This is a genomic window from Saccharothrix obliqua, assembly GCF_019375475.1.
GTDB lineage: Bacteria > Actinomycetota > Actinomycetes > Mycobacteriales > Pseudonocardiaceae > Actinosynnema > Actinosynnema obliqua.
Genome location: NZ_JAHXGQ010000005.1, coordinates 512,363 through 539,205, shown reverse-complemented (window position 1 = coordinate 539,205; position 26,843 = coordinate 512,363). Strand labels below are relative to the sequence as shown.

Below are 26,843 nucleotides of genomic sequence, written 5' to 3'. Positions count from 1 at the left end.
CGCACAGCAGCCAATGCCAGCGCACGGGTGGTCCCGAGTGCCTGGGCGGGAAGTCCCGCAGTGGCGTGTCGCTCATGTTTTTCTCCCCGTGGAACGACTACAGGAATGTCGTCGCGGGGATAGCGGAAAACGTTACCCGGAAACCGGCGGCCGGCTCTGCTCGCGCTTCGGCAGGTTCGCGTCGACCTCGGACAGCAGCCGGGCCCGCTCCTGTCGTGCCTGCTCACGGCGCTCCATGTCCCGCACCAGGTGCACGACGTCCTCCGCGCCGTACCCGGCGGATTCGCGGTAGAAACGGTTCTCGAACCACCACCACGAGCGCAACCCGATCCGCGCCACGCGCACCGGCTGACGCCACCTGCGCACGTCCAGTGACGGAAAATCCGCGATGCGCACCGGCGGGCACCCGGTGGCCACGAAGAATTCCCGCTTGCGGAACAGGAAGCCGCGGTCGGCGAAGAATCCCGCGTTGTCGTCGACGAACAGCCCGGCGCTCGGCACGGACGGCCGGTGCCGGGCGAACGCTGGCGTCTCCGGCCACGAGCGCTGCCACAGCGAGACGCCCGCGAAGACCGCGCACGCCGCCAACAGCAGCACCACCACACCGAACAGATATGACATGAGACCCCTAACACCCGGCCGCATCCGATCGTCCCGACGCACCGGACGCCCGTCCAGGAAACTCACCCGTAGCGGGCAACCTGGCAGACTCGCGCCGTGCCGACTGTCGCGTTCATCTGCACCGGGAACATCTGCCGCTCCCCCGTGGCAGCGATCATATTCCGCGCCCACCTCGACCGGGCCGGGCTGGGTGGGGCGGTGACCGTGACCAGCGCCGGCACCGGCGGGTGGCACGTCGGCGAGCCGGCCGACCCGAGGGCGGCGAAGTCACTCGCCGACCACGGCTACCCGACGGAGCACACCGCCGCGCAGGTGTCCGACGAGCACCTGGACGCGGACCTGGTGGTGGCGCTGGACTCCGGGCACGCCCGCGCGCTGCGCCGGATGACCGACCCGGACCGGGTGCGGCTGCTGCGGTCGTTCGACCCGGACGCCGACGGCGTCGACGTGCTCGACCCCTACTACGGCGACGAGGCGGGTTTCGACCTGGTCGTGACGCAGGTGGAGGCGGCCGTGCCGGGCCTGCTGGCGTGGGTGCGGGAACGGCGGTGACGACACCCGCGTCCGCCGCCGCCCGGTGGACCGGGTCCACCGCGACCGCCGTCCGCCCGCTCGGGTCCGACGTGCACGAGGTGGACCTCGCGAACGGCGACGTGGTCGTCGTCAAGCGGCACGGCGAACCGGCGGCGGTGCGGGCGGAGGTGGCGTCCCTGGCGTGGCTCGCCGTGCCGGCGGGACCGCCGGTGCCCCGGGTGCGTGGTCACGACGAGCACCGGCTGGTGGTGGACCGCGTCGCGCCCGGCCCCGCCACGCCGCACGCCGCCGAGGAGCTGGGCCGCCGCCTGGCCGGCCTGCACGCCGCGGGCGCGCCCGCGTTCGGCGCGCCGCCGCCGGGTGGGCCCGCCAAGGCGTTCATCGGCGGGGCCGACCTGCCGAACCAGCCGGCACGCGGCTGGCCGGAGTGGTTCGCCGAGCACCGCGTCGCCCACTACGTGCGGCAGGCGGTGGACCGGCACGTGCTCACCCCGGCCGAGGCACGCGTGGTGGAGGCCGTGCCGGTGGCCGCGCCCGACGAGCCGCCCGCCCGGCTGCACGGCGACCTGTGGCACGGCAACGTGCTGTGGGCGGCGGACGGGCGGGCGTGGCTGATCGACCCGGCCGCGCACGGCGGCCACCGCGAGACCGACCTGGCCATGCTCGCCCTGTTCGGCTGCGCCCACCTGGACCGGGTCCTGGCCGCCTACCACGAGGCGCGCCCGCTGGCCGACGGCTGGCGCGACCGCGTGCCGCTGCACCAGTTGTTCCCGCTCCTGGTGCACGCGGTGCTGTTCGGCCGCGGCTACGCGGAGCAGGCCCTCGCCGCGGCCCGCGCGCTGCGCTGATCGCGACCGGGTGCGGGTCACATCCGGCCAGGGCTTACCGTGGGGAGGTGCGGTTCAGGTTTCTGTTGCGGCCGGGCTGGCTTGCGCTGACGCTGGCGGTCTGGGTCTTCGCGGGCGCGTGCTTCGCGCTGCTCGCGCCGTGGCAGTTCAGCCGCGACCGGGAGCGCGTGGCGCAGAACGACGCCGTGACCACGTCGGTGCGCACTGACCCCGTGCCGGTCGCCGAGGTGCTGGACCGGCCCAACTCCGACAACGAGTGGCGACGCGTCACCCTCACCGGCCGGTACCTGCCGGAGGGTCAGGCGGTGGCGCGGCTGCGCACCGTGCAGGGCGAGGCGGCGTCCGAGGTGCTGACGCCGTTCGCGCTGGTGGAGGGCCCCACGGTGCTGGTCGACCGCGGTTACGTGCGACCGGTGAACGGGTTGAAGACGCCGGAGTTGAAACCCGTGCCCGAGGGCACCGTGACGCTGGTCGCGTGGGTGCGAGCGGGCGAGTCCGACAGCCGGGACGCGATCGAGCGCGACGGCCACCGCGAGGTCTACTCGATCAACTCGGCCGTGGTCGGCCGCGCGGCGGGCATGGACATCCGGCCCGGCTACTTCCAGCTCGTCGAGGGCCAGCCGGGTGGCGAGGAGGCCCTGCCGCTGCCGAAGCTCGACGCCGGCCCGTTCTTCTCCTACGCGCTCCAGTGGGTCGCGTTCGGCGCGATGGCCCTGGGCGGCTGGCTGTACTTCACGGTCCGCGAGGCCCGGCCGGGCGGCGCGCTCGACGGGCCGGCCAAGCCCAGGCGCAAGTCGGTGGCCGAGATGCTCGCCGAGGACGAGGCCGCCGGGTCCGTCACGGAGGCCGGCGAGGTCACCGACGTCGACGACGGAGCAGCGCGACCAGCGCGGTGACGCCGGCGGCCGACGCGCCGACCACCCGGGACAGCTCGACGGCACGCGTCACGTGCCCCGCGTCGGGGTTGCGCCCGTGGCCGAGCACCGGCCGGTCCTCCGCGCCGTGCGCGTACACGGTGCGCCCACCGAGCCGGATCTCCAGCGCACCCGCGAACGCCGCCTCCACCTGACCCGCGTTGGGGCTCGGGTGGGCCGACGCGTCCCGCCGCCACGTCCGCCACGCCTCGCCCGCCGACCCGCCGACCACCGGCGCGCCGGCCGCCGTGAGCAGCGCCGCGAGCCGCGCGGGCAGCAGGTTCGCCACGTCGTCCAGCCGCGCCGAGGCCCAGCCGAACCGGCAGTAGCGGGTGTTGCGGTGGCCGACCATCGCGTCCAGGGTGTTGGCCGCGCGGTAGCCGAGCAGGCCGGGCACGCCCGCGACGGCGCCCCAGAACAGCGGCGCGACCACCGCGTCCGAGGTGTTCTCGGCGACCGACTCGACCGTCGCCTTGGCCAGGCCCATCGTGTCCAGCCGGGACGGTTCCCGGCCGCACAGGTTCGGCAGCCGCCGACGCGCCGCCGCCACGTCGCCGCCGTCCAGCTCGCGGCCCATCGCGGTGCCCTCGTCGGCCAGCGACGACCCGCCGAGCACGGCCCAGGTGGCGGCGGCGGTGGTGACGGCCTGCACGACGGCGCTGCGGCGGCCGAGGTGTTCGACGGCGACACCGGCCAACACGGAACCGCCGACCAGGGCCGCGGTGTACGCGACGCCGGCCGCCCGGTGGTCCCGGTACGCCTTCCGCTCCAGGGCCGCGGCCACCCGACCGAACCCCGCGACCGGGTGATACCTCCGCGGGTCTCCGAACACCGCGTCCGCAGCCACGCCCAGCAACAACCCGACCGCGCGTCCCACGCTCACACCGGCACGGTATCCCGCGACTGTCGGTAGCCCGCACTAGGGTTGCCTCCCGTGGAACCGGCCCGCTTGAAGCTCTACGCGTACCTGGACGCGCGTGACCACCAACGCACCTACCTGGCGATCATGCGGCTGTTCACGTCCACGCTGCTGGCCGACCTGTCGGCGGGCGAGGTGGCGGGCGCGCTGGCCGGCGCCGAGCGCGAGGGCCGCGTGGAGCCGGGCGAGTCACGCATCGAGAACGTGCTCAGCCGGCTCCGGCAGCTCGTCGAGTGGGGCAACCTGGTGCAGGGCCGCCGCGAGGTGGTGGCGGCCAGCATCGCCGAGTTCCAGCACGGCAGCGTGCGTTACCAGGTGTCGAAGCTGGCCGTGCGGGTGCAGCGGGACGTGGACGAGCTGCTGCGCGTGCCCGAGGGCGCGCGCGAGGTGTCCCGGGAGCTGCTGCCCGCCGTGGAGCGGGGCTTGGGGCAGCTCGGGCGCTCCCTGGCGGCGGCGCTGGCCGACGAGGCCGCGAGCAGGCCCCGCGAGGTGCTGGCCGAGCAGGTGACGACGTTGTTCCTCCAGCACGCCGAACTGGCCGCCACGGTCCGCGACTTCTACGCCTACCTGGGCCAGGTGGTGACCCGCCACCACCTCGCGCCCGAGGAGATCTCCGGGTTCCGCAACCTGCTGGTCGAGTACATCCAGATGGTCGTGGAGGACGTGCTGCGGCACACGCCCGCCATCGCCGCCGCCCTCGCCGGCCTGGCCGGCGCGCGTGGCGAGCTGCTGCGCCTGCTCGGCCGCGCCGACCTGGGCGACCGGGTGGAGCGGGCGCGGGGCCGGTCCGCGGCGGACTGGCAGGAGCTGACCGACTGGTTCGTGGACCGGCCCGGCCGCCCGAGCCAGGTGACGGCGTTGCGGGACGCCACCGCACGCGCGATCGGCTCGCTGCTGGCCAGCGTGAAGCGCGCGACGTCCGGCGGCGGGCTGCTGCCGGGCAGGCGGGCCGAGCTGCTGAAGCTCGCGGCGTGGTTCGACGGCGGTGGCCCCGACCGCGCGCACGAGCTGTACGCGGCGGCGTTCGGCCTGTACTCGGCACGCCACCTCTCGCCCGCGCCGGAGCACGACCGCGACAACGAGCGCACGTCGTGGCGCGACGGACCCGTGCACGACGTGTCGGTCAGCGTCCGCAGCCGCGGCGACCGGGGCGTGCGTGGTCGCACGTCACGCATCCTGGACGACCCGATGACCGAGCAGTCGCTGCTGGCCGAGGCGCGGGAGGCGGACGAGCGGCGGGCCGCGGCGGTGGCGGAGCTGTCGGCCGCCGCGCCCCGGCTGGCGACGACGGAGCTGTCCGGCGGCGCCCTGGGCGTGCTGTGCGAGCTGCTGACCCTCGCCATGGCGCAGCGGGACCGGGCGTCGGACTCCGGTTCGGCGACGGACCCGGTGCGTGGTCTGCGGGTGACCGTGGCGCACACCCCCGGCGAAGCGACCCGTGTCCACTCACGGGCCGGCACGTTGACGTTGCACGACTCCACGCTGGTGCTCGACTGATGTTCGAGGACCTCTCCGAGATCGACGCCGCCAACGTCGTGCGCTGCGCGCGCACCCTGCTGCGCCGCCCGCTGCTGCGTGCCGACGGCCCGGACGGCGAGCTGCTGACCCTGGTCTACCGGCACCGGGTCGCGCTCCAGGACCTGTTCGCCCGGCAGCTCGGCTACCGGCTGGTGGTGGAACGGCGGTTCGCCCGGCTGTACAAGGCCGGTCCGGGCGCGGACGACACGCGGGGCGTGCCGGGCATGTCGCCACGCGGCTACGCGTACGTGGCGTTGACGATGGCCGTGCTCACCGGCATCGGTCGGCAGGCGTTGCTGTCGAAGCTGGTGGCGGACGTCCGCGCGGCGGCCGTGGAAGCCGGGCTGGCGGTGGTGGACGACGTGGCGGACCGGCGTGCGCTGACGGCGGCGTTGCGCCACCTGGTGTCGCTGGGCGTGCTGCACGAGACGGAGGGCGCGGTCGACGCGCAGACCGAGGCGTTGATCACCGTCGACACCGACCTGCTCGGGCAGTTGCTGACCGGGCCGGTGGCGGAGGCGACGTCACCGGAGCACCTGGTGCGGCTCGCCGCGCGACCCGGACCCCGCGGCGTCGAGCACGCGGTGCGCCGCAAGCTGGTGGAGAACCCGGTGGTCCGGCACGCCGACCTGCCCGCCGACCAGGCCGAGTGGCTGCGCCGCCACCAGCGCCGGGAGGCCGCGTCGCTGGAGACCGCGTTCGGGCTGCGGGTCGAGGCCCGGTCCGAGGGCGTGCTGGCGGCCGACCCCGAGGACTACCTGACCGACCTGTACTTCCCCGGCACCTCCACGGTGGCCCGGATCGCGTTGCTGGCGCTGCCCGACCTGCTCGACGGCGACCCGGTCGGCGACCGGCACCCGGTCGTCCGGGAGCGGCTGGTCGAGTCGTGCGCGCGGCTGGTGGCGGACTACCCGGCGGCGTGGTCCAAGCAGTTCACCGACGACCTGGACCGGCTGGCCGACGAGGTGCTGGAACTGCTGCGCCGCGCGGGGTTGGCCGAGCACGCGGCGGACGGCTGGTGGCTCGTCGCCGCCGCGCACCGCTGGGCGCCGGTACCCGACGGCGACCCCGAGCGCGAGGTGGAGCGGCCCGCACCGCCGCCGGAAGTGCCGAGCTGGTCCCTCTTCGACGCACCGCAGGACAAGGAGAACGCGTGAACAGGTGGCGACTGCACCGCGGTGGCATCGTCAACATCTGGCAGTACACCGAGCAGACGTTCGACTTCTCGGGTGGCCGCGCGATCTTCCAGGGCACCAACGGGTCCGGCAAGTCCCGGACGCTGGAGCTGCTGCTGCCGCTGTGCCTGGACGGCGACCTGCGCCAGGTCGGCTCCAAGGGCTTCGACACGGTGAGCCTGCGCCGCCTGATGCTCGACGACTACGACGGCGGCCCCAACCGCATCGGGTACGCGTGGGTCGAGCTGGTGCGCGGCGACGAGCACCTGACGTGCGGCCTGGGCGTGAAGGCGTCCAAGACGTCGCAGGCGATCACCGACTCGTGGCGCTTCATCACACCCGCCCGCGTCGGCCACGACCTCCGGCTGGTCGGCGCGGAGCGCACCCCGCTGGGTCCGACGCAGTTGCGCGACCTGATCGGTGCCGATTGCGTGTTGGAGGAGGCCGCGTTCCGGGCGAAGGTCGCCGAGACCGTGTACGGGGTGCCCGGCGCGCGGTACGGCGACCTGCTGCACCTGCAACGCACCCTGCGCAACCCGGACGTCGGCCTGAAGGTGCTGGAGGGTCAGCTCGAACAAATCCTGTCCGACGCGCTGCCGCCGCTGGACCAGGCGATGGTGGAGCAGCTCGCGACGTCGTTCGACGACCTGGAGTCCATCCGGGAGAACATCGTCCGGCTGTCGTCGGCGGACGCGGCGCTCGGCACGTTCCTCAAGACCTACGCGGACTACGCGCTGGGCGGGCTGCGTGCGTCGGCCGACCGGCTCACCGCCGCCGAGGACGCCGTGCGCAAGCTGGAGCGCGGAGCGGCGAAGCTGACCGCGGCGCTGGCGGAGACCGCGGCCGAGCGCGGTTCGGCCGAGCACGCGTTGTCGTCCTTGGAGGCGGGCGAGCAGCAGGCCGAGGAGACCATCGGCGCGTTGCAGGAGCTGCCCGCGTTCCGCGACCTCCAGGACCTCCGGACGCGCGAGAAGCTGGTGGCGGAGAAGCGGTCGTCGGCGGTCGCGGCGCTGGACGTGGCGAGCAAGCAGCGGTCCCAGGAGGACGGCGCGGTCGACGGCGTGCTGCGGTTGCTGCGGCGGCTCTCCGACGACCTGGGCGTGGCCGGGGAACTGGTGGAGCCGTTGCGTCACCACCTGCGCTCGGCGGGTCTGGACGCGGCCCTCGCGCCGGACGTGCCGGAGCTGTCCGTTGTCGACGCCGAGGTGCGTACGGAGTCCGTGCGCGCCAAGCCGGACCCCGAAGCCGAGCCGCTGCCGATCGAGCGCCGCGTGCCGCCCGCCGTGCGGGACCTGGACCTGGAACCGGCGGTGGCCCGCACCGCCGAGATCGCGTCCCTGGCGCGGCAGCGCGGCGCGTTGGCCATGGCCCTGCACCGGCAGGCGGACGAGCAGGAGGCCGCGCGGCGGGCCGTGGACGCGTTGCGGCAGACCGCGCGGGACGCGCGTGAGGCGGCGGCCGAGGCCGCGGCGCTGCGTGACCTGGAGGCGCGGGAACTGGCCGAGGTCGCCCGCGGTTGGCCGGCGGAGGTCCGCGCGTGGCAGGAGTCCGGTCCGGGCAGGCCGGCCGAGGACCTGCCGCTGCCCGCGACCGTGGACCCGGCCGCCGCACGCGCCCTCGCGTCGGCGGCCCGCGAGCAGGTCGGCCCGCTGGTGGCCGCGGCCCGTGCCGCCGCGCACGACGCGACCACCCGGAAGGCCGAGCTGCACGGGGCGATCGACGCGCTGGACGCGGAGCTGGCGGCGTTGCGGTCCGGCACGACCAGCGTCCCGGACCGCGGCCGGTTCACGTCGGCGGACCGCGACCCCGCGACGGGTTCCCCGTTCTACCGGCTGGTGGACTTCCACCCGGACGTGGACGACGCCCGCCGCGCCGGCCTGGAGGCCGCGCTGGAGGCGTCCGGTCTGCTCGACGCCTGGGTGCCGGCGTCCGGCGACGTCCCGACCGACCTGAGGGACGTCCTGGCGGTGCCGGGCGAGCCGGCGCCCGGTGCGTCCCTGGCGTCCGTGCTGGTGCCCGCCGTGGCGCCGAACTCGCCGGTGCCCGCGTCCGCCGTCGCGGCGTTGCTCGCCGCGGTGGCGGTGGACGAACCCGCACCCTTCCGGGTGTCCCCGGACGGCGGGTGGCACGCGGGCGTGCTGACCGGCGGGTGGCGCAAGGACGCGGCCGAGTTCATCGGCGCGGGCGCGCGGGAGGCCGCCCGCAGGCGGCGCATCGCCGAGGTGGAGGACGAGCTGGCCGAGTTGCGTGCCGACCTCGGTCGGGCGGAAGCGGACCTGGCCGCCGCGCACGACCTGGTGGAGCGGTGGGAGGCGCACCTCGACCGCTTCCCGACCGACCGCGAACTGGTCGCCAGGCACGGCCGCCTCCAGGCCGCGCAGGAGTCCGCCGACCGGGCGGCCAAGCGCGCGGAGGACCTGCACGCCGAGCTGGAGACCGCGCGGGCCCGCGGCGAAGCGGCCGACGCCGAGGTCGTGCGGCAGGCGGGTGACGCGGGCCTGCCCGCCACCCCGGAGGGCCTGCGCCAGGCCCAGGCCGCCGCCGCCGAGGCGCAGCGCACGGCCGACCGCCTCGGCGACGTGTTGCGCCGCCAGTGCCGGTCGACGGTCGCGGACCTGGCCGACGCCGGTCACCGGTACCAGGCGGCGGTCGCCGACCGGGCCGCCGCCGAGGCCGACGCCGAGGCGCGGTGCGCGGACTACGCGACGCAGGCCGCCACGTTGGCCGAGCTGACCGACGCGATCGGCGGCGAGGCCCGCGAGATCGCCCAGCAGCTGGCCGCCGCCGAGCGGTCGCGGCGGGAGATGCGTGACGAGTTGAAGGGCGTGCGCGAGCGGGTCGTGGCGGCGCGGGAGCAGGCGGCGAAGCTGACCGCGCAGCTGGACGCGGCGGCCGAGCAGCTGGCGGTGGCGCGGGACGCCCGGACCGGGGCCGTCGAGCGGTTCAAGGCGGCGATCCGCGCGCCGGGCGTGCTGGTCGCGGCGTTGCCGGACGTGCCGGAGGACGTCGAGTCGGTGCGTGCCGCGCTGGCCGTGACCGACCGGCGCGGCGCGGGCGAGGCGACGGTGATCACGAAGCTCCAGGCGCTCCAGACGTCGTTGGCGGGCAGCCACGACATCGCCGCCGAGCAGCACGAGGGGCTGCTGACCGTGACGGTGACCGGCGAGGAGGGCGCCCGGCCGGTGGCGGTCGCGGCGCGGCAGGTCACGGCGAAGCTGGCCGAGCAGAGGGGTTTCCTGGACGAGCGCTACCAGAACATCTTCGCCGACTACCTGATCCGCGACCTGGCCGAGTGGCTGCGCGGGCAGATCACGGTCGCCGAGGACCTGTGCCGGCGGATGAACGAGGTGTTGTCGAAGGCGCGGTCCAGCCAGGGCGTGCACGTGAAGCTGGCCTGGAAGCCGTCCGCGGCGTTGGAGGAGGCGACGCGGGACGCCCTGGCCCTGGTGCGGCTGTCGTACGCGGAGCGCGACCCCGAGCAGGACGCCCGGCTGCGGCGGGTGTTCACCGAGCGGATCGAGGCCGAGCGCGACACCCACACCGGTGGCTACGCCGAGATCCTGGCGCGGGCGCTCGACTACCGGACGTGGCACCAGTTCACGGTGACCGTGGCCGACACCGGCCCGGACGGCAACCCGCGTGAGCGGCGGTTGCGCCAGCTGTCGTCGGGCGAGACCCGGCTGATCTCGTACGTGACCCTCTTCGCCGCCGCGGCTTCGTTCTACGACGCCGTGAGCGACGACTTCGCGCCCCTGCGGCTGGTCTTGCTGGACGAGGCGTTCGAGCGGCTGGACGACCCGACCATCGCCCGGATGCTGGGCCTGCTGGTGGACCTAGACATGGACTGGGTCATCACGTGGCCGAGCGGGTGGGGCGTGTCGGACAAGATCCCGCGGATGCACATCTACGACGTGCTGCGCCCCAAGAACGGCCGAGGCGTGGCGTGCACCCAAACCACCTGGGACGGCGCGGCCCTGGACCGAATCGACCCCTGACCCGAGCCGGCTGTTCCGGAGCCACCCGGCTCCGGAACACCCGCCACCACCCCCGACCCCACCCGACCAGGACTTCCCAAACCGCTCCCCGACCCGCCCCACCACTCGGGCCGCCCCTCCAGCCCGATCCGCCCCGCCTCACCGCCCAGGCCGCTTTCAAGCCCGCCTCGCCCCGCCGCTCAGGCCCATCCAGCCCGACCCGCCCCACCACTCACGCGCCCCTCCACCCCGGCCCGCTCCACCGCTCAGGCCCCTCCAGCGCGGCCCGCCGCTCAGGCCCCTCCAGCCCGGCTCGCCCCACCCGCTCGGGCCGTCCCTCAGGCCCGCCCCGCCTCGCCGCTGAGGCCGTCCTCCCCACCCACCAGGTCGCCCGGGGCGCTCCCCCGCGGGGCGAACCGCCGGGCGTCCCACTTCCCGTGCGCCTGCAACAGCTTCTGCCCGATCCGCTTGAGATCGGCGATGTCCCGCCCGCTCAAGGTGCCGGCGAACTCCTCGGCCACGGCCGCCCGGTAGGTGGGCGCCGTGGTCGCCCGAAGCACCTCCCGCCCGGCATCGGTCAGCAAGGCGAACACCACCCGCCGGTTGTCAGGCGGCTGCGACCGCTCCACCCACCCCCGCCGCACCAGCCGCTCCACCAGCCGCGTCGTCCCGCTCGGGCTCACCGCCAACAGCTCGGACAACTCCGACATGGGCAACCGACCAGCCATGTCGATCCGGTACAGGGCCTCGTGCTCCAGCAGCGAACACCCGGCGACGGCCTCGACCCGCTCCCCCATCGCGACGCGCACCGCGTCCACGCCCTGCTGCATGTAGAGCCACGCCAACAGCTCATCGCTCGGCTCGAACCGGTCCACCACCCCACCCTACCAATCCACTTGACCGAGGAATATTTTCAGTGTCAACCTTTGCCCATGGAATTGACCTTGGTGACCGGCGCGACCGGTGCCCAGGGCGGAGCACTGGCCCGCCTCCTGCTGGCCGCCGGCCACCCCGTCCGAGCCCTGACCAGAACCCCCGACTCCACTGCCGCCCGGCAACTGGAAGCCGCCGGTGCCGAACTGGCCGAGGGCGATTTCGACAACCCGTCCAGCCTCCGCACCGCCCTGCGCGACGTCCGCTCGGTGTTCGCGGTGACCACCCCGTTCGGCACCGACCCGGAAACCGAGACCCGCCAGGGCATCGCCCTGATCGACGCGGCGGACGGCGTGGACCACATCGTCTTCACGTCGGCGTCGAACGCCGACCGCAACACCGGCATCCCGCACTTCGACAGCAAGCGCCGCATCGAGGAACACCTGATGTCCAAGCCCCAGCGCTGGACGATCCTCGCCCCGGCGGCGTTCATCGACGACAAGTTCGGCGACTGGACCCTCAGCGGCCTCCGCCAGGGCATCCTCGGCATCCCCATGCCCGCGACCCGCCCCCTGCACCTGGTGGCAGTGCGGGACATAGCCGAAACAGCAGCCCTGACCCTCCACAACCCGGACCGCTTCACCCGAACCCGCCTGGACCTGGCAGGCGAAGCCCTGACCCCGACCCAGATGGCGGACATCCTCACCAGGGCGATCGGCAAACCAATCCACCACCACCGCCCACCCCTGACGGTGGTGGAAAGACACTCAACCGACCTGGCCGCGATGTTCCGCTACTTCAGCGAAGTGGGCACCGACATCGACCTGCCGTCCCTGCACGCCAAGCTCCCGGAGATCACCTGGCACACGTACGCCGAGATCGCGAACACCGTGCCCTGGCAAGAACTCCTCTAACCCCCGACGCCTTTCATCCCGGCCAAGCCCGCCAGCCGGGCCGCCGCCACCCCACCACTCCCCAGCTCACCGCCGAGGCACCCGACCGAGCCCCAACACCCGACCCGGGCCCAGCCACCATCCGGCTGAGCCCAGGTCGGCGTGCTATCCGACAGCCGCCCAGGACTGGATCATGCGGTAGGCGATCGAGGCGCCCGGCGCGAGCAGCAGGTCCGGAACACTGCCCGGCACCGCCAACGCCTGCCGCACCTCCGCCCGCGACACCCACTTCGCCTGGGCGATCTCCCCGTCCGCGAGCCGCAACGGCTCGTCCGGGTCGGCGATCGCCTGGAACCCCACCATCAACGACCGGGGAAACGGCCAGGGCTGACTGCCGAGGTAGCGGATGTCGCGCACCCCGACACCCACCTCCTCCAGGATCTCCCGGGCCACGCAGGCTTCCAGCGACTCCCCCGCCTCGACGAACCCCGCCAGCACCGAGTAACGCCCGGCAGGCCACCCGGAACCACGAGCGAGCAGCACCCGGTCGGCGCCGTCGTGCACCAGGCAGATCACCGCGGCATCGGTGCGCGGGTACTCCTCGCGCCCGCACCCCGCACACACCCGCGCCCACCCGGACCGCACCGGAGACGTCGTGCCACCGCACACCGCGCAGAACTTCGCCGTCCGGTGCCAGTGGAACAACGCGACCGCCGACGTGAACAGCCCCGCGCCCATGTCGTCCAGCAACGCACCACACGCCCGCAGGTCCAGCCACTGCGGCTCCTCGGTCGGCTCGACCTGGAACCACGCGCGCCCGGTCGGCGCACTCGCCTCGGTGGCGTCCTCGGCAAGCGGAACCGCCCAGTACGCGACGCCGTCCTGCTCGCCGAGCAGCACCGCGTCCGCGGGCGGCTCATCACCGAAGTCCGTGGCCGGTCGGTCGAGCAGACGCGAAGCCTTCTCACCGACCAGCGTCCGACCGTGCGCGTCGACCGTGATCACACGCGCCTTCGGCCACAATTGGGCGAGCCGCTCCGCGTCACCACGCAACGGCTCCTGCCGGTCCGCCGTGAAGCGGGACAGAGCCGGCAGCTCCACCAGCTCGAAGGTCACGGCAGCGTGACACCCCCCAACGACCGGAGCTGCGGCGCGAGCAGGTCCGCGTCACCGACCAGCACGCCGGTGAACGCGCTGGGCGCGAAGAACTCCAACGCCGCCGCGGCCACCTCGTCCACCGTGACACCCGCCAGCCGGTCGGGGTGCCCGGTGAACCACTCGATGCCCAACCCGAGTCCGGCGAGGTTCACCAGGAACGACGCCAGGCCGCCCTGCGACGACGTCGCGGTCAGCAGCGACCCGATCGCGTACCGCCGCGCCGTGTCCACCTCGGACTCGGACGGCGGGACCAACCCGAGCCGCCCCAGCTCGTACCGCGTCTCCAGCAGCGCCGCCGCCGTCACCTCGCTGGCCGTGTCGGCGTCGACCAGCAACGCCGCGCCACCCGGCGTGAACTCCGGGTGCGACCGCGCGCTGTAGGTGTAGCCCTTGTCCTCGCGGATGTTCTCCACCAGCCGCGAGGAGAAGAACCCGCCGAACACCAGGTTCGCGATCTGCAACGCCGGGTACCGCGGATCGGTGCGCACGAGCCCGCGCCCGGCCAGCCGGATCTGCGACTGCACCGCGCCGGGCCGGTGCACCAGCAGCACGTTCCCACCCTGCACCACGGGCAGCGGCGACAGGGTCCGCGCCGCACCCTCGCCACCCCAACCGCCGAGCGCGTTCTCCACCGCGCGCACGGCCGCGTCCGGCTCGACATCGCCGACGACCACCAGCACGGAGCCACGCGGCAGCACGGCCGACGCGTGCAGCGCGAGCACGTCGTCCCGCGTGACCGCCGCGACCTCCTCGGCCTCCGGCATCTCCTTGGCGAACGGGTGGTCGCCGTACAGGTGACGCTGCAACGCCTCCCGCGCGATCACGTTCGGCTGCGACCGCGCCAACCGGATCCGCTCGACCAGCCGCGCCCGCTCCCGGTCCACCTCCTCGGCCGGGTAGGTCGCACCGGTCAACGCGTCCCGCAGCACGTCCAGCACCGTGTCCAGCCCCGACACCAGGGCGTTGCCGGACAGCGCCAGGCGCTCCGGGTCCACCGTCGCGTCCAGCTCGCCGCCGACGAGCGCCAGCTCGGTGTCGACGTCCACGCGACTGCGCCCGGCGGTGCCGGTGAGCACGGTGTTGGCCAGCACCTCGGCCCGCGCCGCGTGGGTCGAGCCGACGGTGCTCGCCGCCGGGTCGGCGAACGGAATCCGCAGCCGCACCTCCACCAGGGGCACCGACGACCGCCGGACCGCGATCACCCGCAGCCCGTTGGTCAGCACCGTGTCCACCGAGGCCAGGTCGGCGGCGGCCCGCTGCTCACCCAGCTCCGGGAACGGACGCGGCCCCAGCTCCGTGCGACCGATCTCCTCGGCGCTGCGGTGCGTCGTCGGGGCGCTCACTCGGTACCTCCGTTGTCAGAAGCGTCGCCGGCGTCCGCGCCGGCGGGGTTCAGGATCAGCACGGCCCGCGAATCCGGCCGCAACGCCTTGGCCGCCGCGGCGACCTCGTCGGTGGTGATCGCGGCCAGTTTCTCCGGCAGCTCGTACAGCAGCTCGGCGCGCCCGAACAGCAGCTCCGCCGAACCCAGCCCGAGCGTGCGGCTGGTCAGCCGGTCGTGCTCGCGGTGCATGGTCGACACCCACCGCGCGGTGACCTTCGCCAGTTCCTGCTCCGACGGACCCTCCTCGGCCAGCCGCAGCAACTCCTCGTCCACCGCCGCGATCACCTGCTCGGACGTCACGTCCGGCGGGTGGATCGCGGTGACGCTGAACGTGTCCGGGTCACGCGCCTCGAGCGGGCCGAACAACCCGCACCCGGCGCCGACGTCGACCACGAGCGCGTCCCGGTGCACCAGCCGCTGCTGGAGCCGCGACCCGTCGCCGTCGGTGAGCACACCCGCCAGCACGAGGTAGGCCAGGTACCCCTCCACCTCGGCCACCGGGTCCGGGATGCGGTACCCGAGCGCGATGGCGGGCATCGGAGCGTGCTTGTCGCTGTGGTAGGCGCGCTGCTCACCCTTCGGCGGCGCTTCCGCGAACGACGGCCGCGTCGGCACGGGACGCGCGGGCACGTCCCCGAAGTGCTTCTCCACCAACCCCTTGGCGACGTCGGGTTCGAAATCGCCCGCGACGGTCAACACCGCGTTCCCCGGCGCGTAGTACGTGTCGAAGAACGCCGCGCAGTCGTCGACCGTCGCGTTCTCCAGGTCGGTGAAGTCTCCGTAGCCGTTGTGGGCGTTCGGGAAGGTCTGGAACAGGACCGGCGGAAGCAGGATCCAGGGGAACCCGCCGTACGGCCGGTTGAGCACGTTGAGTCGGATTTCCTCCTTCACCACGTCGATTTGATTCCGCAGGTTCTCTTCGGTGAGCTTCGGCGCCCGCATCCGGTCCGCCTCCAGGAACAACGCCCGCTCCAACGCCGCGGATGGCAGCACCTGGTAGTAGTCGGTGTAGTCGGGGTGGGTCGACCCGTTGAACGTGCCGCCCGAGGACTGCACGTGCCGGAAGTGGGCGAGCTTCTCCAAGCTCTCGCTGCCCTGGAACATGAGGTGCTCGAATAGGTGCGCGAAACCTGTCCGCCCCTCCGGTTCCGACCGGAATCCCACGTCGTAGTGCACGCTCACCCCGACAACCGGGGCGCTCGGGTCTGGGGCGAGCACCACCCGCAGGCCGTTGGGAAGCGTGAACCTGTGCAGTTCGGGTAGCGCCATGGACGCAGCCTACGGCTTTCCGGCCGCGCCGGGACCGCAGGTGGCCCGCCCCGACCCATCACCGCGTCCGCCGACGGCGAACGGCCGTGATCCCACGTGCCGGGACGCCGACGAACCCGCCCGCCTCCTCTGCCCCGCTGCCCGACGGGGGTGTGGGGCGGACGGGTCAATTCTCGAACAGGGGTTCGAGGGAGGCAAGATCACTATCGGGTGAAGTCAGGAGTGCAGCAACCTCAGGTGCCCGGCCTGGGCCAGGACGCCGTCCATCGCGCCCAGGAAGGCGGGGAACCGCTGAGCAAATCGCCGCAGGTCAGCAGCCTGCTCGCCCGCGCCGTACCAGTACAGCCCCGCCCGCTGGCCGGCGAACGCGCCCAACCAGCGCTCCGACTCACCCAGCACCACCGCGTACGGGAGCGACCGCGAGAACACCATCTCCCGATCGGACTCGGGGACATCGTTGGGCGTCGCCGACACCAGATACGCACGCAGGCCACGCACGTGTTCCAGGAGGGCGCTGCCGCGCTTGGTGCGCGACGGCATCCAACGCGCGCCGAGCGCCAACGCACCGCCCGCGACCACGACCACCAGGCCGAACAACGCCGGACCGGTCACCAGGGTCAGCAGCACGGTCGCGGCAACGCCCAATCCCGCCAGCGCGATACCGACCCACCACCACAGGCTGCGCTCGGCATCCGGCCGCCGCACGAACCAGTTCTTCGCCACCACGTCGGCGTACAAGGCGTCCCGCACGCTCGTGAGGTCGATCCGCCGACCACGCAGCTCGGACAACAACACGGCATCCACACCCACGGGCAGGATCGCCTCGTACACCGCGCGCTCATAGTCCGACAGAGACGGATCTGCCGGGTTGCGACGCACCAGCCGCCAGTCGAGCGCGCCGGCCTCCTCGATCCACACGTAGTTGCGCACGGCCAGGTCGACGATCGTCGCCGTCACGTCCACCACGTCGACGTGTTCGTCCACCACGGTGCCCACTTGACCTGGGAGCACACCGTCGGGCGACGCGAACGCCACATGTCCCGCACTGTCGGTGACAAGGACGTGCACCGGCGCCACATCACCTGCCAACGCACGCGCGTCGCGTCCACGCAGGTACCAGAGCAGCACCCCACCGGCCAGCAGCAGCACGACGAGGCCACCGAGCCCGAGGGCGGTCATCGGGGTCAACGCGAACGCCGCCGCCAGCCCGGAGGTCTCCTCGATCCGCGCGTTCGCGGGTGCCACGCCGTCCTGCAGCCCGACCGCCACGTCGATGCGCTCACCTGCGGAAAGGCCGATCTCGGTGGCACGCACACCGCGGCCGTCGCCCAGTTCGGCGGTCGTGCAGGGCTTCGAGGTGCCCGGCTCGCCGGCGAGGCAGTTCACCGACTTGGGCGCGTCCGGCGTGATGACCGAGACCTTCACCGAGTCCAGCGCGGTGTCCCAGCCGCTCGCGGGCTGCCACCGCAGCTCCAGCGTGTCACCGATCTTGGCGACCGCGCCGACCACCGTGTAGGTCACCGTGGACGTGCCCGCTTCAAGCGCGACGACCAGTTCGTCGGGAGACGCCGTGGCCGTGCCCTTGCCCTGGACCGACGCGTCCGTCACCTCGAACACGCGGTCACGGGTTTCGCTGACCGCGATGCGTAGCGGCACCACGCGCTTCGCGGTCCTCCCATCGGGGATGCTGACGACCTCCGTCACGGTCAGTTTGCCGTCGCGCTCCAGTTTCAGGCGCACGTCGGACCCCACCGTGCCGGGTAGGCCGACCGGGCTGCTCGGCTGCGCCGAGGCGGTACCCGCGAGCGCGCACAGCGCGGCGGCGCAGGTGATCGCCGCTCCCCAGTTTTTCAACACGGCCGCGGAGAATAGCGGAGTCCGCTTATGCTTCAGTGCTGATTCGGGCATCCGCGATATGGGGGATCACCAGCGATGACGCAACCACCGCCACCCGGTGGCTGGCCGCCGCCACGACCGGTCGGGCCTCCGCCGATGGCCGCACCGCTGAACCCCCAGCCGACTCGCCCGTGGCCCGCCCAGCAGCCACCGCAACAGCAGCAGCCGGCGCCCCCCGCGCAGCCGTGGCAGTACCAATCACCCGGTCCGGTGACGCCGCCGCCGATGGCCCCACCTCAGCCACCGCCGGCGAACTGGGGTCCGCCGCAACCCGGCTGGGGCGCGCCGGGCCAGATGTACCCGCCTCCGCTGCCGCGCAAGAAGAGCAACGGCCCCCTAATCGCGGCCGTGCTCATCGGGGTCGTCGTCCTGGGCGTCGCGGCGATTGGTTTCATCGCGACCACCACCAAGCGCAAGAGTGTGGACGATTCCGCCTACTCGGGCTACTCCAGTTACACCTATACGCAAACAACCACCACAACGACTGAAACGACAACAACCACGAGTAGCAGCACGACGTCCACCAGGACGTCGTCCACCGGCTCCACAAAAGCCGGCCCCAAAGCCGTCATCACATTGGGCGACAATCCCATCCATGGCGCCGGCTTGGGCGCGTTCGACATCGACGGCTGCCCCCTGCCCGCTATCAGCTACTCCCCCGGCGGCCAGGACCAGTTCCTCCGCGCCGCGCTGCCGTGCATCGAAGCCATGTGGAAGCCGTCGTTCGAGAAGGCGAACCTGCCGTACCAGCCGGTCGAACTCGTGATGGTGACGTCGCAGATCACCAACACGTGCGGGTCCATGGGGCCGGACCGCACGGCTATGTACTGCGAGGGCACCATCTACTGGACGCCGAACCACTACGCCAGCGAACAGGGTGCCGCGAACCCCAACCACCCCGGCAAGTACATCGGGCAGCTCGCCCACGAGTACGGCCACCACGTCCAGTGGCTCTCGGGCATCCTGCGCGCGTCCAGCAAGGCCCAGTACGAGAAGGGCGGCTGGGACACGGAGGCCGGCCTCGACATCAACCGCCGCAAGGAGTTGCAGGCGACCTGCTTCGGCGGGATGACGCTCGCGCCCCTCTCCCGCGGCGCGGTGCCCAGTGACGTCATCTCCGTCGCCCTGACGGACGCCGGTAGCCGCGGTGACTACCCGATCTACCCCAACCGCGACCACGGCGCTCCGGAGCGCAATGCCGCGTGGGTTGACCACGGGTTCAGGAACAACGAGACGAGCGCGTGCAACACTTGGCTGGCGAGCGCGGCGGACGTCAGCTAAGCCAACTGGAGGACCGTGCACACGCCCGAGGAGCCCAAGAACAACCCGATCGTGCTCATCGGCGTGTTCGCGTTGATCATTTCGTGTGTGCTGGGCCTCGGCCTTGTCACCCAGTTGGACACCGGTCAGCGGATCAGCGGTCGGCCGGTGGCCGCCGCACAGGTGCCCGCGCAGGCCAAGACCACCGAGCAGCCGCGACCGCGCGCCGTGCAACGGCTGGGCGACCACCCGTTGATGACGTCGCCGGTGCGGTTGGAGGGCGTGACCTGCACGTTGCCGCCGTTCGGGCTGTCGGACGCGGAACTCTCCGCCTACTACGCGGCCGGTGTGTCCTGCCTGGACAAGGCGTGGGGACCCGCGTTGACCCGGGGCAACCTGCCGTTCGGGCCGCCCTCGCTGGACGCGTCGCCGGACCTGAAGGAGAGCCCGTGCGGCGCTGCTCCGTCGGAGACGGAAGCGGTCGCTTACTACTGCGGCCGCAACAAGACCATCTACATGCCCACGGGGCGCCTGCGGGACAACGGCGGCGGTGACCGCCCGGCCACGCACCTGGCGACGCTGGCGCACGAGTACGGGCATCACGTGCAGGCCCTGTCCGGGCTCCTGCGCGCGGCGGACAGCAAGATCATCGAGGCGGGCGAGGGAACGCCGGCCGGGTTGGAGATGTCCCGCCGGATCGAACTCCAGGCGAACTGCTTCGCGGGGGTGTTCCTGACCGCGGTGTCCGGTTCCATCGGCGCGGACCTGGCCCAACAGGCGGCGGACGACTTCCAGTACGCCGTCGAGGAACCCGCGGAGAAGAACGCGCACGGCAACCCGCGCAACCAGGCGCAGTGGGCGTCTTACGGGTTCACGTCGGGTGTCACGACGGCGTGCAACACCTACACGGCCTCGGCGGATGCCGTCGGCTGACCGCGCCTGCTGAACAGGTAGGCGTACAGCCCGCCGGCCAGGCCGCTCAGGCACAGCAGCGTGGCGGTCACGCGGGTTTCGAGCGGGATCGTCGAAGACGTCGCGTCGGCCGTCCGCACGGTGAACTCCCCGCTGGTGTCGGCGGGCAGGACCACCTGGACGACCTCGTTCTCGCGGTGGCCGCAGCCGTCGAGCTTGGCGGTGCGGGACCGGCCGTCGATGTCGACCCGGACGCGGTCGTAGCCGCCGTCCCCGCCGCACGACGCGGGTGTCACCACGGTCGCCTCGACCTGTCTCAGCTCCGCGGACGACCCGCCGAGCACCCAGAACGCGACCGCCGCCGCGACTCCCGCCAGTCCGACGACCAGCAGGATCAGCGCCCATCCGACTGGGCCGAGCCGAACCGCCACGGGGTGGATGGTCGCAGACGCGGTGTCGTCTTGTCGCGGGGCGGGAGGCCACCGCGCTCCACATCACCATCACCCGAAAGTGATCTTGACCACCTCGAACACAAGTTCGAATATGGACTCATGACAAATCCCAACCCACCCGGCCCGCCGGCCGGGCCGCGATCAGCCGCCCCACCCCTGTCCGTCCACTCCGGACGCGGTCCCCGGTCGGGGGCCGAACCTTGACGCCACACGGGCTCAGGCCCCCTCCGAGGCACGTCGCGGCACGGGGCACTGCCCGGCCCTGGTCGCACGTCGCTCATGGTGTTCCGAGGATCCGCTGTTCGCCCGCCTGCCTGAGGGCAGGCTGAAGACGCGGGCGGGGACTGTCCCCCACCACGCAGAATGAGGAGGTGTCGACTGCTGCCAGGGTTCTGGTGATCGAGGACGCGGAGGCCATCGCCGTCGCGGTGGGTTCGGCCCTGCGTGAAGCGGGGTACCAGGTGCAGGTCCGTCCGGACGGCCGGGACCTGGAAGGCGAACTCGCGCGGTTCCGGCCCGATCTGGTGGTGCTCGACGTGATGCTGCCGGGCCGGGACGGGTTCATGCTCCTCGAGGTCATCCGCCGCACCAGCGGGGCGGGCGTGGTCATGCTGACGGCTCGCGATGGTGTGGAGGACCGGCTGCGCGGGCTCGACCGCGGCGCGGACGACTACGTGGTGAAGCCGTTCGTGCTGGCCGAGCTGGTGGCACGGGTCAGTGCGGTGTTGCGGAGGCTGGGCCGCACACCGTCGACCGTGCAGATCGGTGACCTCGTCGTGGACGCGGATTCGGCGGTGGTGCTGCGTGGTGACGCCCCGGTGGAGCTGACCGCGACGGAACTGCGGTTGCTGCGCTACCTGGCCGCCCAACGCGGGCGGGTGGTCGGGAAGACGCAGATCCTGACCGCGGTGTGGGGTTACGAGGACTACGACCCCAATCTGGTCGAGGTGCACGTGAGCGCGTTGCGCCGAAAGCTGGAGGAGCACGGTCCCCGATTGCTGCACACGGTGCGTGGATTGGGGTACGTGCTGCGGGCGGAGGACTCGTGAGCCTTCGCACCGTGTCACTGCGGCGCCGAGTCACGACTTCGGCGATAGCGGTGCTCGGTGCCGTGTTGGTCGGCTTGGTGCTGGTTGTGGATGCGATGTTCGCGGCGCAATCGCAGCGGGACGTCGAGACGACGTTGCTGGACAAGTCACGCAACGCGCAGACGCTGGTCAAACAGCGGGTGCGCGGGGCTGAGCTGGTGGACCGGCTGGAAGGCCGGGGCGTGCAGGCGCGGCTGGTGATGCCGGACGGGAAGGTGTTCGGTCACCTGCCGGACATCGAGTTGAGCAACAAGGTGACCCGGGACCTGCCGGACGGGTCGACCATCACGCTCTACGCCGAGTCGTCGGTGATCACCGTCGCGCAGTCACGTCTGCGGCGGTTGCTGCTGCTGGTGGGCTTCGGCGCGCTGGCGGTGACAGCCGTGGCGTTGGTGTGGGTGGTCCGACGGGCGTTGGCCCCGTTGGACGCGATGACCACGCTGGCCCGGTCGATCGCGCGCGGCGGTCGGGGCCACCGGCTCAACCCGGCGCGGACGGACAACGAACTCGGTCGGACGGCCGCGGCCTTTGACGACATGCTCGACTCATTGGAGGGATCTGAAGAACGAACCAAACGATTCGTCGCGGATGCGGCGCATGAACTCAGGACACCGATCGCCGGCGTGCAGGCGGTATCCGAGGCGTTGATGCAGACCGGCAGCGCCGAGGAGCGGGAACGGCTGAACCTGCTCCTGGTGCGCGAGTCCCGCCGGGCGGGGCGGCTGGTGGACGACCTGCTGGCGTTGGCACGGATCGACGCCGGTCTGGAGCTGCACCGGGAACGGGTGGACCTGTTGGCGTTGGCGGAGGCCGAGGTGGGGCGTACCCGGCTGTTGGCGCCCGACTTCGACATCGCGGCCGAAGGCGAGTCGGCCTACGTGTGGGGCGATCCGCAACGGTTGGCGCAGGTGCTGGCGAACCTGGCCGACAACGCCCGGCAGGCAACGGGTCCGTCCGGGTGGGTGCGGCTGCGGGTGTCGACGGTGGGCAGCCACGCGCGGCTGGTGGTGTCCGACAACGGTCCAGGTGTGCCCCCGGAGGACCGGGAGCGCGTCTTCGACCGCCTGGTCCGCCTGGACGAGGCACGGGATCGCCGTTCCGGCGGTTCAGGTCTCGGCCTTCCCATCGCGCGCGGCGTGGTCCGAGCCCACGGCGGCGAGCTGTCGTGCATCGAGCCGGACGGTCCGGGGGCAGCCTTCCAGGTCCGCCTTCCGTTGGCCGACCTCGAGGCGGCCCTCAGCCAACCGCAAGCCGAGCCTCTCGCTTAGCCATTCCAACCCCTAAGGAGGACCCCAAGAAGCCATTCGCAACGGTCAGTGAGCCGTTCCCATCCTCAAGCCGCTCGTGATTTCAGGGAGCCGTCGCCCAACGCGAGCTGGCAGCCATCGCGAGCCGGCTGTTAGCTGGCCCGACCTCAGGCCGACCTGGCACCAGGCCCCACCCCTGGGCCTCGGCCTTGTCTACGACTCCGACCTCGACGTCAGCCGACCTGAACGCAACGCGCCTGGTTGCCATCGTGTTGGGCCCGCGCGACCCCGGAGTCGGGGCGGCGCGACCCGATTCCGCGGGCCGCCTGGGCGAGGGTGGGCTGGGCGCAGGGGCGGGCGGGTCAGGATTCTTTCGGTGGGGTGACCTTCTTTACGTACAGGAGGCGGTCGCCTGCTTCTACCGCGTCGGCTTCCGGCGCGTCCACGCGGTAGAGGGTGCCGGCGCGGACCACGCCCAGGACTATGTCCGGCAGGTGGCGGGGTGAGCCGCCGATTTCCGACGGTTCCACGTCGCGCTCGGCGATGGACAGGCCCGCGTCGGGGGTCAGCAGGTCTTCCACCATGTCCACGACAGACGGGGTGGCGGTGGCCATGCCCAGCAGGCGGCCGGCGGTTTCGCTGCTCACCACTACCGAGTCCGCACCGGACTGGCGCAGGAGGTGTTCGTTCTCGCGTTCGCGGACCGAGGCGACGATCTGGGCCTTGGGTGCCAGTTCGCGTGCGGTCAGGGTTACGAGGACTGCTGTGTCGTCCCGGTTCGCCGCCACCACCACGGCGCGGGACCTGGGGACGCCTGCTACGCGCAGGACGTCGTTGCTGGTGCCCGTGCCGTGGACGGTCACCAGGCCGATCGCGGACGCGGCGTCCAGTGCCTGCTGGGCGGTGTCCACGACGACGATCGACCCCGGCTCCATCCCGTCGCCCAGCAGGGCGCTGACCGCGGAACGTCCTTTCGTCCCGTAGCCGACGACCACCACGTGGTCACGCACCTTGGTCCTCCACTTCTGGATCCGCAGCGCCTGCCGCGAGCGTTCAGTGAGCACTTCGAGCGTCGTGCCGACCAGCACGATCAGGAACAACACCCGAAGGGGGGTGATGACCAGGACGTTCACCAGCCGGGCCGACGAACTCGCCGGGGTGATGTCGCCGTAGCCGGTCGTGGACAGCGACACCGTCGCGTAGTACACCGCGTCCAGGAAGGACAGGCCGTCCTCGTTGACGTCGCGGTAGCCGTCCCGGTCGAAGTAGACGATCAGCACAGCCGCCAGCAGGGCCGCGAGGGCGCCGATGACGCGCTTCATGATCGCGCGGACCGGGCTTTGCACCGTGTCCGGCATCCTGATCACGCCGACCAGCGAGTGGCCGGGCCGTTCGCTGAGCGGCTCGCTCGGGTTGAGCCGGCGGATCATGAGAGCCTTTCCGGGAGTAGCCGCCACAGGCGGGCTGCCGCCTCCGCGCCGCGGAGCAGCAGCGGCACGACGACGCGCTCGTTCGGCGCGTGGATGCGATCATCCGGCAACGTCGCCCCCAGGTACACGACCGGCACGCCGAGGTCTCGCCGCAACACCGCCGCCGGCCCGCTGCCACCCGTGCGGCTGAACCGCACGGGCTGGTCGAACGCCGCCTCCAGGGACTCCTTCACCGCCCGCACGGCGGGGTGGTCGACCGGCATCGCGTACGGCGGCGTGCCGTTGCCGCGCGGGATGACCTCGGCGTGCAGGCCGGGGGGCGTGTTGGCGGCGACGAACTCGCGCAACGCCTCGGCGATCCGCTCCGGCTCCTGGTCGGGCACCAGCCGGAACGACAGCTTCACCGCGGCCCGCGCCGGGACGATGGTCTTCAACCCCGGCCCGGTGTAACCGCCGGTGATGCCGTTGACCTCGGCCGTGGGGCGGACCCAGACGCGTTCCAGCGTGGTCCACCCCGCCTCGCCGGACAACGCCCGCGCGCCACCCGAATTCGCGAGCCACACGTCCTCGTCGAACGGCAGCGCGGCGTAGTCGGCACGCTCGGCCTCCGTCGGCTCGACCACGTCCGCGTAGAAGCCGGGGAGCCGGACGCGCCCCTCGTCGTCGTGCAACGCGGCCACCAGGCGGGCGATGGCGGTGGCCGGGTTCGGCACGCTGCCGCCCGCCCGGCCGGAGTGGACGTCGGCGCTGCCGCCGGTGAACACCACCTCGGCGGCGTAGTTCCCGCGCTGGCCCGTGCACACCGTGGGAGCGTCACGCGCGTACAACGGCGTGTCGGTGAAGACCACGAGATCGCACGCCAGGTCGGCGCGGTGGTCGTCCAGGAGTCGCGCGAGGTTCGGCGAGCCCGACTCCTCCTCGCCCTCCACGAACAGCTTGATCGTCACCGACGGCCGGTCGGCGCCCATCGCCGCCAGGTGCGCCTTGACACCGAGCAGGTGCATCGCGACCTGCCCCTTGTCGTCGCTCGCGCCCCGCCCGAACAACTCCTCGCCGACCAGGGTTCCCTCGAACGGCGGGTGCTGCCACTGCTCGACCGGGTCGACCGGCTGCACGTCGTGGTGCCCGTAGACCAACACGGTCGGCGCGTCGGGATCGGCGGCGGGCAGGCAGGCGTAGACGGCGGGCAGCGCGCCGGAATCGGACCAGACGCGCACGTCCGGCCAACCGTCGCGGCGCAGCGCCGCCGCCAGCCACTCGGCGGATGCCGCCACGTCGTCGCGGTGCGCCGGGTCGACGCCGATGGACGGGATGGCCAGCCACTCGCGGAGGTCCGCGACGAAGTCGTCGGCGAACCGGGCCACCGCCGCGCGCTCGGGATGTTCGGGATTCACCGGATCACCACTCACGGTGCGGGAGGATAACCCTGGACGGGCCGCCGGGTGGGTGGCATGACAGGGTGAACGACATGGAACCGACTCGTTCCCGTTCCTGGTCGGCGCTCGCGCTGGCCGGGTTGCTCGGCGCGGCGGGGGTCACGCACTTCGCGCGACCACGTCCGTACGACGCGATCGTGCCGCGATCGCTGCCGGGCAGAGCACGGACCTGGACCTACGCGTCGGGTGTCGCGGAGGTCGCGTTGGCCGCCGCGGTGGCGGTCCCGCGCACGCGTGGGGTCGGCGGGTTGCTCGCCGCGTGGTTCTTCGCCGCCGTCTTCCCGGCGAACGTGAAAATGGCTTACGACTACCGGGTGAAGTCGCCCCGGGCGAAGGCCGTCGCTTTCGGACGGCTGCCGCTGCAACTGCCGCTGATCCTGTGGGCGTTGCGCGTGCGTCGCGCCACGCGCTGACCCCTCGCGCCGGTCACTCTCGGCACTGGGTGCGATACTCAGCGCGTCCGGTATCTGTCGTTGCAACAACAACCAGCCCTAGGATGCCCGAGTGCAACCGCTTCTCCACCCCGCCGCCTCGGCACTCGGTTGGCACGGCACCGTCGTCCCCGACGTCGCCGTGCTGGGCCACCAGGTGTCGGCCGTCGTGCGGGTTCGCGCCGATGTGCACGAATGGCGCCGCGCGAACGGGTGGCCGCCCCAGGCGAACCCGTCGTGGTTCCGGTCGTGGTTCGAACCGGCCGCGCACGACCGACTTCCGCTGCCCGCCGTGGAACTCGTCGGTGTCCTCGTGGGCGAGTCGACGGTGGACCGCGCGTTGCAGTCGTGCGGGACGTTGATGACGCTCGCGCCGTGCTCCGTGGTGCTGCCCGCGCCGCAGGGCGAGCGGTCCTGGCCGTTGATGGAGCTGGACTACTACGGGATAGGCGTGGTCGCCGTGGACGAGGCGGGCACGGCCGAGCTGCTGGTGCCGCCGGAGGACCGGTCGACCGAGTTCGGGCCGTCGCTGTTCGGCCGCTGGCTGCTGGAAGTGCTCTACGACCGGGTGTTGAAGGAAGCCCCGGCCCGCGTCGAGAGCTGAACGCGGC

Annotated in this window: 23 protein-coding genes; 13 read left to right on the top strand and 10 right to left on the bottom strand. The window is 72.6% G+C overall.

Features of this window, described 5'->3' with window-relative positions; all coding sequences use genetic code 11:
* Positions 1-132 precede the first annotated feature (132 nt).
* Positions 133-621: a hypothetical protein gene (locus KZQ38_RS19360; protein WP_219443503.1), complete on the bottom strand. Its 489-nt coding sequence runs from the start codon at positions 619-621 to the stop codon at positions 133-135.
* A gap of 144 nt (positions 622-765) precedes the next feature.
* On the opposite strand from KZQ38_RS19360, the gene KZQ38_RS19355 reads away from it, so the two are divergent.
* Genes KZQ38_RS19355 through KZQ38_RS19345 form a run of 3 tightly spaced genes read left to right on the top strand, consistent with a single transcriptional unit; the run spans position 766 to position 2,899 of the window.
* Positions 766-1,173, top strand: coding sequence for a low molecular weight protein-tyrosine-phosphatase (locus KZQ38_RS19355; RefSeq protein ID WP_308258480.1), 408 nt, complete (start codon positions 766-768; stop codon positions 1,171-1,173).
* On the top strand, positions 1,170-2,003 hold the full coding sequence (locus KZQ38_RS19350) for a fructosamine kinase family protein (protein WP_308258479.1): 834 nt from the start codon (positions 1,170-1,172) through the stop codon (positions 2,001-2,003). The genes KZQ38_RS19355 and KZQ38_RS19350 overlap by 4 nt, the downstream gene beginning before the upstream one ends.
* A gap of 47 nt (positions 2,004-2,050) precedes the next feature.
* A complete protein-coding gene (locus KZQ38_RS19345; protein WP_219443500.1) occupies positions 2,051-2,899 on the top strand; it encodes an SURF1 family cytochrome oxidase biogenesis protein in 849 nt (282 codons plus the stop codon).
* Here the strand turns inward: KZQ38_RS19345 and KZQ38_RS19340 are convergent.
* Positions 2,859-3,800, bottom strand: a complete 942-nt coding sequence (locus KZQ38_RS19340; RefSeq protein ID WP_219443499.1) for a cobalamin biosynthesis protein — start codon at positions 3,798-3,800, stop codon at positions 2,859-2,861. The genes KZQ38_RS19345 and KZQ38_RS19340 overlap by 41 nt on opposite strands.
* Before the next feature lie 51 nt (positions 3,801-3,851).
* Here KZQ38_RS19340 and KZQ38_RS19335 point away from each other — a divergent pair, with 51 nt between their 5' ends.
* From KZQ38_RS19335 to KZQ38_RS19325, 3 genes are read left to right on the top strand one after another with little or no spacing between them, the layout of a single operon-like run.
* Complete coding sequence (locus KZQ38_RS19335; protein ID WP_219443498.1) at positions 3,852-5,333, top strand: DUF2397 domain-containing protein; 1,482 nt, start codon at positions 3,852-3,854, stop codon at positions 5,331-5,333.
* Positions 5,333-6,511 carry a TIGR02678 family protein gene (locus KZQ38_RS19330; protein ID WP_219443496.1) on the top strand — a complete coding sequence of 393 codons (1,179 nt, stop codon included), beginning with the start codon at positions 5,333-5,335 and terminating at the stop codon, positions 6,509-6,511. The genes KZQ38_RS19335 and KZQ38_RS19330 overlap by 1 nt, the downstream gene beginning before the upstream one ends.
* Positions 6,508-10,524, top strand: a complete 4,017-nt coding sequence (locus KZQ38_RS19325) for a TIGR02680 family protein (protein ID WP_219443494.1) — start codon at positions 6,508-6,510, stop codon at positions 10,522-10,524. Before KZQ38_RS19330 ends, KZQ38_RS19325 begins: the two co-directional genes overlap by 4 nt.
* A 317-nt stretch (positions 10,525-10,841) precedes the next feature.
* On the opposite strand, the gene KZQ38_RS19320 is transcribed toward KZQ38_RS19325, so the two are convergent.
* Positions 10,842-11,378, bottom strand: coding sequence for a MarR family winged helix-turn-helix transcriptional regulator (locus KZQ38_RS19320; RefSeq protein ID WP_219443492.1), 537 nt, complete (start codon positions 11,376-11,378; stop codon positions 10,842-10,844).
* A gap of 57 nt (positions 11,379-11,435) precedes the next feature.
* On the opposite strand from KZQ38_RS19320, the gene KZQ38_RS19315 reads away from it, so the two are divergent.
* On the top strand, positions 11,436-12,290 hold the full coding sequence (locus KZQ38_RS19315; RefSeq protein WP_219443490.1) for an NmrA/HSCARG family protein: 855 nt from the start codon (positions 11,436-11,438) through the stop codon (positions 12,288-12,290).
* A gap of 144 nt (positions 12,291-12,434) precedes the next feature.
* Here the strand turns inward: KZQ38_RS19315 and nudC are convergent, their stop codons facing one another.
* The 4 genes from nudC to KZQ38_RS19295 all read right to left on the bottom strand — a co-directional run bounded on the left by nudC (position 12,435) and on the right by KZQ38_RS19295 (position 17,937).
* Complete coding sequence (gene nudC / locus KZQ38_RS19310) at positions 12,435-13,385, bottom strand: NAD(+) diphosphatase (RefSeq protein WP_219443489.1); 951 nt, start codon at positions 13,383-13,385, stop codon at positions 12,435-12,437.
* Positions 13,382-14,770 (bottom strand): M16 family metallopeptidase, encoded by a 1,389-nt coding sequence (locus tag KZQ38_RS19305; RefSeq protein ID WP_219443487.1) that lies wholly within the window; start codon positions 14,768-14,770, stop codon positions 13,382-13,384. The genes nudC and KZQ38_RS19305 overlap by 4 nt, the downstream gene beginning before the upstream one ends.
* Complete coding sequence (locus tag KZQ38_RS19300; protein WP_219443485.1) at positions 14,767-16,080, bottom strand: M16 family metallopeptidase; 1,314 nt, start codon at positions 16,078-16,080, stop codon at positions 14,767-14,769. The genes KZQ38_RS19305 and KZQ38_RS19300 overlap by 4 nt, the downstream gene beginning before the upstream one ends.
* Positions 16,081-16,296: 216 nt before the next feature.
* Entirely contained in the window at positions 16,297-17,937 is a 1,641-nt protein-coding gene (locus KZQ38_RS19295) for a DUF2207 domain-containing protein (protein ID WP_308258478.1), read from the bottom strand.
* 387 nt (positions 17,938-18,324) lie between these two features.
* Between KZQ38_RS19295 and KZQ38_RS19290 the strand changes: the two genes are divergently transcribed.
* Complete coding sequence (locus KZQ38_RS19290) at positions 18,325-19,257, top strand: neutral zinc metallopeptidase (RefSeq protein ID WP_308258477.1); 933 nt, start codon at positions 18,325-18,327, stop codon at positions 19,255-19,257.
* 15 nt (positions 19,258-19,272) lie between these two features.
* The gene (locus KZQ38_RS19285) at positions 19,273-20,169 is read left to right on the top strand and encodes a neutral zinc metallopeptidase (RefSeq protein WP_219443483.1); all 897 of its coding nucleotides are present in this window, start codon (positions 19,273-19,275) and stop codon (positions 20,167-20,169) included.
* Here KZQ38_RS19285 and KZQ38_RS19280 read toward each other — a convergent pair.
* Complete coding sequence (locus tag KZQ38_RS19280) at positions 20,139-20,579, bottom strand: hypothetical protein (RefSeq protein WP_219443482.1); 441 nt, start codon at positions 20,577-20,579, stop codon at positions 20,139-20,141. The two genes, KZQ38_RS19285 and KZQ38_RS19280, sit on opposite strands and share 31 nt — an antisense overlap.
* 392 nt (positions 20,580-20,971) lie before the next feature.
* Between KZQ38_RS19280 and KZQ38_RS19275 the strand changes: the two genes are divergently transcribed.
* Together KZQ38_RS19275 and KZQ38_RS19270 are read left to right on the top strand one after the other, a co-directional pair.
* Positions 20,972-21,649 carry a response regulator transcription factor gene (locus KZQ38_RS19275; protein ID WP_219443481.1) on the top strand — a complete coding sequence of 226 codons (678 nt, stop codon included), beginning with the start codon at positions 20,972-20,974 and terminating at the stop codon, positions 21,647-21,649.
* Positions 21,650-21,726: 77 nt separating this feature from the next.
* Entirely contained in the window at positions 21,727-22,956 is a 1,230-nt protein-coding gene (locus KZQ38_RS19270; protein WP_308258476.1) for a sensor histidine kinase, read from the top strand.
* Positions 22,957-23,297: 341 nt separating this feature from the next.
* Here KZQ38_RS19270 and KZQ38_RS19265 read toward each other — a convergent pair whose 3' ends face one another.
* Together KZQ38_RS19265 and KZQ38_RS19260 are read right to left on the bottom strand one after the other, a co-directional pair.
* The gene (locus tag KZQ38_RS19265; RefSeq protein ID WP_219443479.1) at positions 23,298-24,365 is read right to left on the bottom strand and encodes a potassium channel family protein; all 1,068 of its coding nucleotides are present in this window, start codon (positions 24,363-24,365) and stop codon (positions 23,298-23,300) included.
* The gene (locus KZQ38_RS19260; protein WP_308258475.1) at positions 24,362-25,759 is read right to left on the bottom strand and encodes a M20/M25/M40 family metallo-hydrolase; all 1,398 of its coding nucleotides are present in this window, start codon (positions 25,757-25,759) and stop codon (positions 24,362-24,364) included. The genes KZQ38_RS19265 and KZQ38_RS19260 overlap by 4 nt, the downstream gene beginning before the upstream one ends.
* A 74-nt stretch (positions 25,760-25,833) precedes the next feature.
* Here KZQ38_RS19260 and KZQ38_RS19255 point away from each other — a divergent pair, with 74 nt between their 5' ends.
* Entirely contained in the window at positions 25,834-26,214 is a 381-nt protein-coding gene (locus KZQ38_RS19255; protein WP_219443477.1) for a DoxX family protein, read from the top strand.
* Positions 26,215-26,305: 91 nt separating this feature from the next.
* Positions 26,306-26,836, top strand: coding sequence for a hypothetical protein (locus tag KZQ38_RS19250; RefSeq protein WP_219443476.1), 531 nt, complete (start codon positions 26,306-26,308; stop codon positions 26,834-26,836).
* Positions 26,837-26,843 lie beyond the last annotated feature (7 nt).